This window comes from Paraglaciecola algarum (assembly GCF_021532655.1).
GTDB lineage: Bacteria > Pseudomonadota > Gammaproteobacteria > Enterobacterales > Alteromonadaceae > Paraglaciecola > Paraglaciecola algarum.
In genome coordinates this window covers 277,388-289,210 of the sequence record NZ_JAKGAS010000007.1, presented here as the reverse complement: position 1 = coordinate 289,210, position 11,823 = coordinate 277,388, and the positions used below count along the sequence as shown (strand labels likewise).

Sequence of the window (11,823 nt, the reverse complement as noted above, 5' to 3'; positions counted from 1 at the left end):
TTGCATATTCTTTGCAAAGTTAAATATTTCATGTTCTACTTCCAGCATGGCAAAGCAAATTGACAGACACGATATAAACGACGAACTCTATATCTTTAAACAAGATAACAGTGAACGTTGGTATGCGCGTTTTACTCTGACCAATCATAAAAAATGGCTGTGTAAATCGACCAAAAAGAAAGACAAAGACGAAGCCATCGCAATGGCACACCGTATCTTTCTGGATCATCAAATCAGGCATGAAAACAATAGCTTAGTGCAGAGTAAACGTTTCAAAGACGTCGCAGACCGAGTTATCGAAAAGCTTGAAGAGCAACTTGAGCATGGCGGTGGCAAGCGCACATTCAAAGACTATATACGCGCTTTAGAAAATTATCACATCCCGTACTTTGCTCGCACTTTCGTCACGTCAATTAACCAAGAAGCAATCACCAAGTTTGTCCAATGGCGTGCAAACCGAATGAGTAAACCACCAGCCTCTTCAACTCTTCTGACACACAATGCTGCTTTAAATTTAGTTTTTAAAGAAGCCATAGAGCAAAAGTGGATGATAGCAGCTCAGGTTCCTGTCTTATCATCCAAAGGTGAAGCTGGGACTCGCCGCGCCGCATTCTCAGAAGGAGAATATGATTCTGTACTTGATGAGATTTATGAAAGTGAGAAGAACGCCCATAGTGCTAAGACGAGACAAATTCGGGAGCTACTGTACGACTACTGTGAAATTGCGGTGAATACCGGTATCAGACCAGGAACAGAAATGGAAAATTTGACTTGGCGTGATATAGAGATGAAAACTCAAGGAAACAAAGCACAATTCTTCATTAACGTCACTAAAGGCAAGACAACCAAATATACCGGAACTCGAAAGGTAGTATGCAGAAGAGATGTAATTGGCGCGCTAACCAGACTTAGAGAACGTTTTCCACTGCGCATTCCTAGCCAAAAATTATTTCTTCTCACTAGCGGTGAACCAACCCCACAGTTAGGCAAAGCATTCGAAAAGGCACTGCAAAAATCGGGACTGAAAGTATCTCCCAGAGGGCCTAGAACACTTTATTCGTTAAGACATACATATATTACTTGGCAACTACTAGCTGGAACCAGTATGGATGTTATTGCAAGGCAATGCGGAACAAGTGCAGCGATGATCGAGCAACATTACAGTCACGTTAAACCTGAGATGTTCGCTGATGCACTATCTGGTGTCACTTTTGACGAAGAAAAGCCGAAACCTAAATCGAAAAAGACGTTAGCCAGACAAGCAAAGAGTATGGAGCGGGATGAAAAACGGTTTAAAGAATGGGCAGCTAACTATAGAAGACTAGGTTGTATTTAATGATTTGACATTCAGTCATCATTCAACCCAACCGACCGCAGTGAGCGATCAACGGACATTCGACCTACCTCAGTCGAACGACTGCTTAGCCCAAAAATGCGGACGTAGCTATTTATTGTGTATTGGTTACTTTATCGAATTTCAATTTGTCGAACCTGTACCATTATGAAACCGTAGGCAAAGGTAAAACGATAAGACTTATAGCTATCAGTATCACTCTTCAAGCAACTGCAATACCCCACATTCTTTAACTTTTCTATTATCTGTGCATGCCGAGGCCATCTCAGATAGGGTAAGCTTTAGCTCCTCAAGCTCTGCAATGCGATGCGTGACGTCAACCATATGTTGATGGATCAAATTGTTCACACTAGAACAACTTTTATCGGGATTATTTTTTGTATCCAACAGCTGTTTAATTTCTATTATGGTCAAATCTAATGAGCGACATTGTTTAATGAATCGCAGTGCTCTCAACGATGATGCGTCGTAAATTCTGTAGTTGCCTTCACTGCGATTGCAAGCCTCAAACAAATCCTGTTTTTCATAAAAACGGATCGTCTGAATAGAACACCCACTTTTTTTTGATAGCTCACCTATTTTCATAAACATGCCTTTGTGTTGTTGACTCTATACTAGGTATAGACTTTACACTGTACTTATAGTTTTGGGAATAAGAGTTGAACAATGAGTGGTTGCGGCTGTGAAGTGGAAATCAAAGATGCCTCACAAAAAAGGGTTCTGTATTGGCTGCTCGGCATCAATGCGGTGATGTTTTTCGTTGAGATGACCGTTGGTATTTTGGCTGACTCTACTGCTTTGATAGCAGACTCTATGGACATGCTAGCGGATGCGGTTGTATACAGCATAGGTATTTATGCTGTGGGTAAATCTATACTTCACAAAGCCAAAGCTGCGCAAATCAGTGGTTACTTTCAGCTATTGCTGGGCGTGATCATTCTCATTGATATTACGAGAAGATTATTCTTGGGCAGTGAGCCTATCTCATCATTAATGATAGGAATGGGGTTCATTGCACTAATTGCAAACGTCGCTTGCTTGGTGATTATTCGTAATCATAAAAACGACGAAGTACATATGCGAGCCAGCTGGATTTTTTCAGCTAACGATGTCATTGCCAACATGGGTGTCATCATCGCCGGAGTTTTAGTGGTATGGCTTGATAGCAGAGTACCGGATCTGGTTATCGGCTGTATAGTGTCGATTGTCGTGCTGCGCGGAGCGTGGATGATCCTGAAAGACGCCAAGCAGGAAGTACTTAATAACGAAGTACAGAAAGGTAAAGTGGGCGATCCACTATGACATACAATAAAGCCGTTAAGCCGCATATCGATTCCAAATTGACAGATTACTCAGATGCAATGTCTAACAATAATGAGAGGCAGGCATTTGCAGCGCTGGAGAATGCGCATGTAATTGGTCAGCACTCTACTTATTACCATTGTTTAATTCATTATAAAATGCTGCGACATGGTCTTATAAACAAAGATTGGAGAGCCGTTTTTGGACAAGTAATAAGAATAGTTGGTGCTGCAACCAAAACAGCTATCGGCCTTGTACCTAAAGGGAATACAGGCGGCACTGACATCAGCCCTTTTAAGCGACTGCCAATCAACGCTGAAAATCAAGCGATATTGGACAAAATCAACCATGCATAATCATAACCACAATCAAAGTGATAACAGCGCATCAAAACGTATTGGCTGGGCGTTCTTTTTAAATGTGGTATTCACCATCATTGAATTTATCGGTGGATGGCTGACAAACAGCACGGCCATTATGGCCGACGCAGTGCATGATTTGGGCGATAGTTTATCCATTGGTACTGCTTGGGGCTTAAATAAACTCAGTGATAAAGAAGCAACCAATACATTTTCCTATGGCTATAAACGCTTTTCACTTCTTGGTGCATTGATCAACGGGTTAGTGTTAACGACTGGCTCAATATGGATCTTATTCGAAGCTATCCCAAGGCTTTCAGCACCCGAAATGCCGCAAGTCGAAGGCATGTTACTCCTGTCAATTTTTGGCATCGCCGTTAATGGATTTGCTGCGTATAAACTTAGCGAAGGGAATTCCTTAAACGAGCGTATCTTAAACTGGCATTTGCTTGAAGATGTATTGGGTTGGGTGGCAGTGCTGATCGTATCGATTGTATTGATGTCTAAGCCATGGCCAATTTTAGATCCTATATTATCTATTGGCTTCACGTTATTCATTTTATTCAATGTAGTCAGAAATCTAAAAGAAACCTTATTGTTATTCTTGCAAGCCACGCCCGATGCTAAGCAGATGGAGGAAGTGCGTAAAGTACTCATGTCATTTGATGATGTGGCGGATATACATCATTTTCATATCTGGTCTTTGGACGGTGAACATAGCGTCATGACGGCACATGTGGAGTTGAAACAGGATGTGTCGGTATCTCAATTGAGAACACTTAAAGACGAACTTCGCCAAGGTCTTGATGAGTTTGATTTTGTGCACACTACAATAGAAATTGAATTTGCCAATGAGGATTGTCGTGATGAGTAATACCATGTTTGAAACACTTTGTTTCGGTTGGTCGATTGGTCTTAGTTTGATTACCTGTTAACATAAAAAAGATGAGAGTAGATAGATATGTTTAGTATGAAGGTGACAAGTTACCTGTTGATTTCGCTGATTTTGTTTCAGTCGTTTTCTGCTGTCGCCAATACATTGGATTTTCATACTGTTGACTCACAACATTTAAATGAAATACACGAACATCAATTGGGCGATAACATCGCTACTGAACAGACGCAGGTTCAACTACAATCTAGCGAACACCCCGATGCTGATAACACCCCCGTAGATATTTCTCACAATCCTGCTGATTGCCACCACTGTGGTCATTGTCACGGAACCCATGTCCAAGGGCTTGTAAGCGCCAATGGTATCGAACTCGATTCTGTAGCCACCCATCACAATTTCTATTACTTATCAAAAGTAATGGATGCACCTGTCACGCAATTATTACGCCCACCTAAAGCATAACCCTGAACTAATCAAACACCGTTCGCCAATAGCTTGGCGATGTACATTTTTGATAATTTAGGAATAAAAAAATGATGCGTATTTCATTGAGTCGCCCTGTGCGTTTGCACGCTTGGGTGGTTTCCACGATGTTTGTCCTTTTGACAACACAAACCGTGGTAGTAGCACAAACAAACAGTATCCCCAATCGCGAAATAACGTTGCAAAGCGCCATTCAGCGAACATTAGCGAATTCGCCTGAATTGCATGAGTTCACTTTCAGGCAACAAGCGATTGAGGGGGAAATTAAAACAGCTTCGCTCAAACCCGCCCTCAACGCAGGCATTGAAGTGGAAAACTTCTTAGGAACAGGCGAGGTCTCCGGTATTAAAGACTCGGAATTGACTCTCACATTGTCGTCGGTCATTGAATTGGGCAACAAGCTCGCCTCACGTAAGGCGTTTGCTAAGGCACAATCAACCCTCGTCGAAGAGCAAAAACAAGTGCACACATTGGATGTACTGGCTGAAGTGACACGTCGCTACATCGATGTATTGGCACAACAAGCGTTAATTGATGCACAGAAAGATGCAGAAACACTTGCTAGGTATACCTATCAAGCTGTCACAAAAAGGGTGGATGCTGGTGCATCGCCTGCATATGAGCAGAAACGCGCTGAGGCAGCGCTGGCAAGAGCTAGACTGGATGTAGTGACGGCTCAGCAAACTAAGCACGCCATGATAAATAGTCTGGCTATAATGTGGGGGGAACAATATCCCACTTTTACCGATGTAAAGGGTGACCTATTTGCGCTGCAATCGTCTCCTTCTTTAAGCACGCTTTTTACCACTCTATTGGGTAGTCCCAATCTTGATGTTTATGCACAAGAAGCGAGATTACAAGCAACGCAAGTTCGCCTAACCCAAGCCGCTAATCAATCAGATTTAAGCTGGTCAGCCGGTATCAGGCGCATCAATGGCATAGATGAAACAGCCTTTGTAGCGGGCGTGAGTATGCCTTTGTTTGCCGGTGACCGAAATCTTGGCGAGTACCAAAAGCAGCGAGCAATTCAGGCACAACTGGAACAACAAAAAGAGTCAGCGACGCAAAGCCTATACCATCAGCTAAATATTGCATTGATGGTCAGAAACAATGCGCTGCTCAATGTACAGACACTGCAAGACTCTATTATCCCACCCTTAGTTCAAGCGCTGGAATTAGTAGAACAAGCCTATATCAATGGTCGATTCAGCTACCTTGAATGGGTGAGTACACGTCAAGAACTGCTTAATGCCAAGCAAGCTTTAATTCAGTCAGCAAAGCAGGCACATCAGCGGGGTGCGGATATCGAATCACTGACTGCGCAGCCGCTTACCGATGCAATCAACACCTCTTTTTCGAGTAAAAATCAATGAACAATAAAACATTAATCAAGAAACCAAACACCCTATTAATTTTCATCATGTGCAGTGTTATGACATTGCTTTTTTGCAGTGTAATACAAGCATCAGAGGGCGAACATGGGGTTGAGGATACTCATGATGCTGAATTTGTACTCATGCCTGACAACATGGCGCAAAAAATGGGCGTGATGACACAAAGTGTCAATGCCGGTCAACTTAATATCACCACCACAGTATACGGTAATATAGTGACCGATCCGGCATCGCTGAGTCATATCCGCGCGAGATTCGACGGTATGGTGACAAAGGTCAACGCAAATTTGGGTAACAAGGTCAAAAAAGGCGACACACTAGCGGTAGTTGAATCCAATGAAAGCCTGAAAAGCTATCCTGTTGCAGCGCCGTTTTCAGGCACAGTGATTGCCAGACATGCCAATGAAGGCGAGTTATCTAATGGCCAAGTGTTATTTTCAATCGCTAACTATGATGACGTGTGGGCACAGCTTAAAATATTCCCACAGCAGCTCTCTGATATTGCAGAGCAGCAAGGTGTTCAACTTAGTGTGGCAGGCTCATCGTTAGAAACCATTATCCAGCATATCTTACCCTCGCCAGATGAAAAGCCGTATGTATTGGCGTATGCCAAAATAGCTAATACCTCAGGTCAGTGGCCGGTTGGCGCGGCTATTAAGGGGCTTGTGACAATCAACCGCGCAGATGTCGCTATGATGGTACCCAAAACTTCTATTCAAGAGTTTGAGGGGGCTTCGGTAGTGTTTGTCAAAGAAGGGGATGAATACCATCCTGTGCCCGTTACCATAGGTCAGCAAGACAGCCACAATATCGAAGTATTATCAGGTCTGCACATTGCCGATGTGATTGTCAGCCAGAATAGTTATCTGTTTAAAGCCGATTTAGAAAAGTCGGAGGCCGGTCATGACCACTAATAACTCAATGCTAGCCACTTGGTCTAGTGTCTCTGTTATTGGGGGACGAACACATGATTGAATCCATATTACGTTTATCCATAGAGCGACGAGGGATAATGCTGATGTTGATCTTCCTTGTGCTGGGCATGGGGATATTCAGTTATCAAAAATTACCTATCGATGCGGTACCCGATATCACCAACGTGCAAGTGCAAATCAATACACAAGCACCGGGCTATTCGCCTTTGGAAACCGAGCAGCGGATCACATTCGTAGTAGAAACAGCACTGGCGGGATTACCTGACCTGTCCTACACCCGCTCTTTATCACGCTACGGCCTGTCTCAGGTAACAGCGGTATTTGATGAAGGCACTGATCTGTATTTTGCACGTAATCTCATCAATACCCGATTAGGTGCAATCAAAAGTCAGCTACCAGAAGGGTTAGCACCTGAAATGGGACCTATCGCTACTGGGTTGGGTGAAATCTATATGTATACCTTGCGAGCCAAGCAAAATGCCATGCAAAAAAACGGTGAGCCGTACGATGCAATGGCGCTTCGCGAGATACACGACTGGATCGTAAAACCCCAGCTCGCACTGGTTAAGGGGATCACTGAAGTCAACGCCATTGGAGGCTATGTTAAGCAATACCATGTGAATCCTGAACCACAGCTTATGCTGAATTTTGACATTAGTCTAAGCGATATCCATCGTGCGCTGGAGCGAAACAACACCAATCAGGGGGCGGGGTTTGTTGAGCGAAATGGGCAACAAATACTGGTGCGCTCACAAGGTCAACTTCAAACACTTAGCGATATCGAAAATGTGGTAATAAAACGCATTAATACTGTCCCCGTTGCGGTGAAAGACATTGGCAGTGTGGCTATTGGTAAGGAGCTGAGAACTGGTGCGGCAACGCAGGAGGGTGAAGAGACCGTTTTAGGTACGGCAATGATGCTAGTCGGCGAAAACTCACGAGCCGTTGCTCAATCCGTTGCCAAAAAGGTGAAGGACATTCAATCCAGCTTACCTGATGGTATTGTCATTGAGCCAGTCTATGACCGTACCCTATTGGTCGATAAAGCTATCGAAACGGTTCAGAAGAATTTAGTAGAAGGTGCGTTATTAGTCATAGTGATCTTGTTCATATTGCTTGGCAATATTCGCGCCGCGCTCATCACTGCGGCAGTTATACCGCTGGCGATGTTGGCGACCATTACAGGGATGGTTAATACAGGTGTGTCTGCCAACCTAATGAGCCTTGGCGCATTGGACTTTGGATTAATTGTCGATGGTGCGGTGATCATCGTAGAGAACTGTATCAGGCGGTTATCCGAGTCTCAGAAACGCACAGGCGGAGTCTTGCCACTTAAAGAGCGGCTAGAACTGGTTTTTCAAGCGACCAACGAAGTCATTCGTCCTAGCTTATTCGGTGTATTGATTATTACTGTCGTGTATATCCCGCTGTTCTCATTGACAGGCGTTGAGGGCAAGATGTTCCAACCAATGGCGGCAACGGTCATCATGGCGCTGATAGCAGCGATGCTGTTCTCCATTACCATTGTACCGGCGGCAGTCGCGATGTTTATGGCAGGTAAAGTCAGTGAGAAAGAAAGCTTCATTATTGTTGCAGCTAAATCCGCCTATCGTCCTATCATTCATCTTGCACTGAAATTACGCTGGATAGTGCTTTTCGGCTCAGTCGTGCTGGTAGTGGGCAGCTTATGGTTGGCAACGCGATTAGGCTCTGAGTTTGTTCCCCAGCTTGACGAAGGAGACATCGCACTGCACGCCATGCGAATACCGGGCACAGGTATTGAACAAGCCGTCGCAATGCAAAAAACACTTGAATCTACCTTGATGGAATACGAACAGGTACTCACAGTGTTTGCGAAAACCGGTACCGCAGAAGTAGCTACCGATGCGATGCCGCCCAACGTAACCGATACCTTTGTGATGCTAAAACCACGAGCGCAGTGGCCTGATCCTAATCTATCAAAAGCTGATTTCGTGGAAACCCTTGAGCGAGACTTACAAGCGGTGACAGGCAATAACTATGAGTTTACCCAACCTATCCAAATGCGTTTTAACGAGTTGATAAGTGGGGTAAGGGCTGACCTTGGTATAAAAGTCTTCGGAGATGATTTAACCACGCTGGTTGCTTCTGCAAACGACATCTTAACGGTTTTACAATCAATTGACGGCGTGGCGGATGCACGACTTGAACAGGTCGATGATATCCCTATCTTCACTATCAACCCTAAGCTAGTCGAGTTGGCACGTTATGGATTGGACGTGGCCGATTTGCAGGAGTGGTTGGCGTCAGCTATCGGTGGTAATACTGCTGGCTTAATTTTTGAGGGAGATAGACGCTTTGAGTTGCTTGTGCGATTTGGTGAAGGTATCCGCACAGATTTAGATGCCATTGGCAGCACTCCTATCATTACATCGGATGGGGAATTTGTGCCGTTATCAGAAGTCGCTACGCTGGGGTACTCGTCTGTTCCCAATCAAATCAGTCGAGAAAACGGTAAGCGCAGAGTCGTGGTTACCGCCAATGTCAGAGAGCGCGACTTAGGGAGCTTTGTTGACGAAGCAAAAATCAAAATAACCGAACAGGTTTCACTCCCAGCAGGCTACTGGCTGGATTATGGCGGCACGTTTGAGCAGCTTGAAAGTGCCAGTCAGCGGCTGTCTATCGTGGTGCCTGCCACGCTTTTTCTGATACTTGTGTTACTGGTAGTCGTGTTTGGCTCATTTCGTGATGCCTTGATCATCTTCACTGGTGTGCCTTTAGCCTTAACAGGAGGTGTTTTCGCGCTCTGGATGCGTGACATGCCACTGTCTATATCTGCCGGAGTCGGGTTTATTGCGCTCTCTGGTATTGCGGTACTAAACGGCCTAGTGATGTTGTCATTTATTAAACAGCGAGTACTAGAAACAGGTGACTTAATTAACTCAATCGTTGACGGAGCTATCACAAGATTGCGTCCGGTTTTGATGACAGCAATGGTAGCAAGCTTAGGCTTTATTCCCATGGCACTCAATGTCGGGACTGGCGCTGAAGTGCAAAGACCGCTTGCAACGGTGGTGATTGGCGGGATCATCTCGTCCACCATTCTAACATTGGTGGTTTTGCCTATTTTATATCGGATGATGCACTCGAAATTAACTAAGGAGTGAATGTTGGGCACCGTATTGCAGAAAATACGGTGCTCTTCGTCTGGAAATTTAAAACAACTGAAAATGATTACTGAACTGTATATTCACCAATAAGAAGCTGATTCACCGGAATACTAAAATTAACACCAATTCAATCAAGGTCGAATGATGATCTGCAAATGACACAAATTTAACAGTCAGGTCTAACGTTCGACTGTCCGCTTTTAGGCTTAAAGCAGCCTGTCAGAGAACTTCTGTTCAACGACTGCAAATGGCACAAAGGGCCCATTGGGTAATAACATTTAACTGTTTGCTAACGGAGGAATAGCGACACACCTCTCAGCCAAGTTGGTTAAAATTCAATAATTAATATGCGAGAGCAAACGCTAATTTAAGCTTTTGTTAATACACATTAACAAAAGTTAGCTCTACTTTTTCAGCTTATAGCTAGTTTTAAGCCCCTAACTAAGCAATTTAGATAAACGAAATGACAACGACGTTTGACTGTAAATTTTTCGAATTTCATTCATTTCGTACTTTTAACATTAACTTCGGCTTAACGCCCAGAGCGGACTAAAAAACTCTAAAGGTCGAACGGTAAACTTGGTGCCAAATGATACGTTTCAGCGAACCTGCCCCTACAGGTTTCCTAAAAAGTACTTCAATATTAGAATACTACGATGTCCTGCATTGCTACCTATAATTATTGAGATACCGTACATAACTTGAAAGTCCGTCTAAATCAGGAAAAATCGTCCCATGATGTACTCCATATTTAACCAGCTTTTCTAGAAAGTATTTCTTTCTAGAAGCTGGTATTAATATTTTCTTAAGTGATTTTGGCTCTAACTTCATACTTGCTGTTGGGTGTATAGTGAACATCCCTGACTGAGAAGTAATACGTTTTGTAGCATGGGAAGGAAAGAATGCTGTAATTTCTTTTAATTCTGAGAGTTTTATCTCCTCTTCTTTTTTAAATTTTCCAATGTCATAAATAAAAACAGCTGCATCATCTCTAGTCAAACTTTGAACTGCAAAAAAACAAGCTACTAGAGGACTCAAACTCCAATCCAACAGTCTTGTTGGTAGTCCATGATGCTGAGCAATCGTTAACCACTCGATGTCATTTAGTGGGATAACATCTAAATGAGGTTTTGCGTGAGTTTTGAATACCCACATTGAATTAAATTCTCGTGTATCAGCTAGTTTTACTTCATTGTGCCTAAAAAGCGAAGGTAATAGTGGATATTCATGATTGGATACTCCACGACACAAAGCCGTTTTACCTATACCTTCTATTGCAATGTCAAAATCGGAGAACGTTTCTACAACCGTTAGGTTTTCACCTATCTCAAATTGTTCTGTGTCAGAAGTAATGTTTTTAGTGCTTTCATCTATGAGTGCCAATAACAAGTTTGCTATAATTTCAGCTTTAAATAATGCACCAAAACCATTGAACTGTGACGAATCTAGATAATAGCGCTCAGTTAAATTATCTAGGCTATTATTTTGATTTGGATGCCTTTTGTTACTTATGGTCAAAATATCAATATAGTCATTTTTTAGCCTCCCATGCTTTCCACCCTCTAAGGCAATTAATTCCTTATGCAAAAAAGGGATTACATGACCCGCGTTATAAGTGACTAATTGAGCATCGCCTATAAAATCTAAAAACTCGCCAACAACATCATTGAAAACAGGTTTGTCAGCTAAATATTCGTTTGTAATTCCATGCTTTTCGATACTGGCTTGATCAACCAAACATTTGGGGTTTAAATATACATGAAAAGTATTGCCGGATATTTTGCTGTCGAGAATTTCAACACATCCTATCTCAATAATTTTGGCTCCCTCTGAAGCCTCTACTCTAGTAGCTTCAATTGAAATAACTACCTGTCTCAATCATGACTCCTTATTGTATAATCGTGCAATTTATTATCCGGTAAGTAGGCTAACGAATAAACTTAACAATAACA

At 43.1% G+C, this 11,823-nt stretch carries 10 protein-coding genes; 8 read left to right on the top strand and 2 right to left on the bottom strand.

Annotated elements, in window-relative coordinates; translation table 11 throughout:
• Window positions 1-46 precede the first annotated feature (46 nt).
• Window positions 47-1,336 carry a tyrosine-type recombinase/integrase gene (locus tag L0668_RS14260; RefSeq protein WP_235313375.1) on the top strand — a complete coding sequence of 430 codons (1,290 nt, stop codon included), beginning with the start codon at window positions 47-49 and terminating at the stop codon, window positions 1,334-1,336.
• 213 nt (window positions 1,337-1,549) lie between these two features.
• Here the strand turns inward: L0668_RS14260 and cadR are convergent, their stop codons facing one another.
• A complete protein-coding gene (cadR, locus tag L0668_RS14255) occupies window positions 1,550-1,939 on the bottom strand; it encodes a Cd(II)/Pb(II)-responsive transcriptional regulator (RefSeq protein WP_235313374.1) in 390 nt (129 codons plus the stop codon).
• Between the two features lie 81 nt (window positions 1,940-2,020).
• Between cadR and L0668_RS14250 the strand changes: the two genes are divergently transcribed.
• The 7 genes from L0668_RS14250 to L0668_RS14220 all read left to right on the top strand — a co-directional run bounded on the left by L0668_RS14250 (window position 2,021) and on the right by L0668_RS14220 (window position 9,868).
• Complete coding sequence (locus tag L0668_RS14250; RefSeq protein WP_235313373.1) at window positions 2,021-2,656, top strand: cation efflux transmembrane domain-containing protein; 636 nt, start codon at window positions 2,021-2,023, stop codon at window positions 2,654-2,656.
• Entirely contained in the window at window positions 2,653-3,012 is a 360-nt protein-coding gene (locus L0668_RS14245; protein WP_235313372.1) for a DUF3703 domain-containing protein, read from the top strand. Before L0668_RS14250 ends, L0668_RS14245 begins: the two co-directional genes overlap by 4 nt.
• A complete protein-coding gene (locus L0668_RS14240; RefSeq protein WP_235313371.1) occupies window positions 3,005-3,889 on the top strand; it encodes a cation diffusion facilitator family transporter in 885 nt (294 codons plus the stop codon). The genes L0668_RS14245 and L0668_RS14240 overlap by 8 nt, the downstream gene beginning before the upstream one ends.
• A gap of 87 nt (window positions 3,890-3,976) precedes the next feature.
• Window positions 3,977-4,372 (top strand): hypothetical protein, encoded by a 396-nt coding sequence (locus L0668_RS14235; RefSeq protein WP_235313370.1) that lies wholly within the window; start codon window positions 3,977-3,979, stop codon window positions 4,370-4,372.
• Between the two features lie 71 nt (window positions 4,373-4,443).
• On the top strand, window positions 4,444-5,766 hold the full coding sequence (locus L0668_RS14230; protein ID WP_370659903.1) for a TolC family protein: 1,323 nt from the start codon (window positions 4,444-4,446) through the stop codon (window positions 5,764-5,766).
• Window positions 5,763-6,701: an efflux RND transporter periplasmic adaptor subunit gene (locus L0668_RS14225; protein ID WP_235313369.1), complete on the top strand. Its 939-nt coding sequence runs from the start codon at window positions 5,763-5,765 to the stop codon at window positions 6,699-6,701. Before L0668_RS14230 ends, L0668_RS14225 begins: the two co-directional genes overlap by 4 nt.
• Before the next feature lie 53 nt (window positions 6,702-6,754).
• Window positions 6,755-9,868 carry an efflux RND transporter permease subunit gene (locus L0668_RS14220; RefSeq protein ID WP_235313368.1) on the top strand — a complete coding sequence of 1,038 codons (3,114 nt, stop codon included), beginning with the start codon at window positions 6,755-6,757 and terminating at the stop codon, window positions 9,866-9,868.
• Between the two features lie 672 nt (window positions 9,869-10,540).
• Here L0668_RS14220 and L0668_RS14215 read toward each other — a convergent pair.
• Window positions 10,541-11,749, bottom strand: coding sequence for an FRG domain-containing protein (locus L0668_RS14215; protein ID WP_235313367.1), 1,209 nt, complete (start codon window positions 11,747-11,749; stop codon window positions 10,541-10,543).
• Window positions 11,750-11,823 lie beyond the last annotated feature (74 nt).

Excerpts from the sequence above, each read along its gene's own strand:
- L0668_RS14225 (WP_235313369.1), top strand. The coding sequence starts at position 5,763 with ATGAACAATAAAACATTAATCAAGAAACCAAACACCCTATTAATTTTC.
- L0668_RS14250 (WP_235313373.1), top strand. The coding sequence starts at position 2,021 with ATGAGTGGTTGCGGCTGTGAAGTGGAAATCAAAGATGCCTCACAAAAA.
- L0668_RS14260 (WP_235313375.1), top strand. The coding sequence starts at position 47 with ATGGCAAAGCAAATTGACAGACACGATATAAACGACGAACTCTATATC.
- L0668_RS14235 (WP_235313370.1), top strand. The coding sequence starts at position 3,977 with ATGTTTAGTATGAAGGTGACAAGTTACCTGTTGATTTCGCTGATTTTG.
- L0668_RS14230 (WP_370659903.1), top strand. The coding sequence starts at position 4,444 with ATGATGCGTATTTCATTGAGTCGCCCTGTGCGTTTGCACGCTTGGGTG.
- L0668_RS14245 (WP_235313372.1), top strand. The coding sequence starts at position 2,653 with ATGACATACAATAAAGCCGTTAAGCCGCATATCGATTCCAAATTGACA.
- L0668_RS14220 (WP_235313368.1), top strand. The coding sequence starts at position 6,755 with ATGATTGAATCCATATTACGTTTATCCATAGAGCGACGAGGGATAATG.
- L0668_RS14240 (WP_235313371.1), top strand. The coding sequence starts at position 3,005 with ATGCATAATCATAACCACAATCAAAGTGATAACAGCGCATCAAAACGT.
- cadR (WP_235313374.1), bottom strand. The coding sequence starts at position 1,939 with ATGAAAATAGGTGAGCTATCAAAAAAAAGTGGGTGTTCTATTCAGACG.